Annotated in this window: 1 protein-coding gene and 1 pseudogene; both read left to right on the top strand. The window is 70.6% G+C overall.

Annotated features, from left to right (window positions below):
- Positions 1–201: pseudogene (locus HA630_RS02570) on the top strand (dihydroorotase); the annotation flags it as partial.
- A gap of 113 nt (positions 202–314) precedes the next feature.
- Positions 315–517, top strand: a 203-nt coding sequence (locus HA630_RS23235) for a DUF3025 domain-containing protein (protein WP_371809183.1), incomplete at its 3' end; no start/stop codon positions are given.

The following is a 517-nucleotide window of genomic DNA, read 5'->3' as shown; positions in this document are numbered from 1 at the left end:
TTTGACGCCGCCGGTGCGCTGGACAAGCTCGAAGGCTTCGCCAGCTTCTTCGGGGCCGACTTCTACGGCCTGCCGCGCAACACCGGCAGCATCACGCTCCGCAAAGAAAGCTGGACCCCACCCGAGTCCTACCCGTTCGGCGAGGCCGAGTTGAAGCCCCTGCGCGCCGGCGAGGCCCTGCCTTGGCGCCTGGTGGCCTGAGCGCTGTGCCGGCCCCTCTGCCGGTCGAGGCGCCGGGCGGCGGGCCCCATTGCACCGGGGCTGTCGATTGGGTGCAACCCTGGTTCGCCCCTTGGCGCGGGGTCGGTGCTCCCTTGGCGGCCGCCGCGCAGCGCACCGGCCATTGGCCGGACAGCCTCAACGCCGCGGGACTGGCCCCGGTGCGCTTCGTCCCGCAAACCGAGTTGCCCGAGGGCGTGGCTTACGAGAGCCACATCCATGCCACCGGCGCCGTGCCCACGCGCGAGAACCTGCACGACTTTTTCAACGCCCTGTGCTGGATGCGTTTTCCGCAGAC

The organism is Aquabacterium sp. A08 (genome assembly GCF_011742065.1).
Note: the sequence above shows the minus strand (reverse complement) of the source record. Positions and strands in the feature narration are given on the sequence as shown.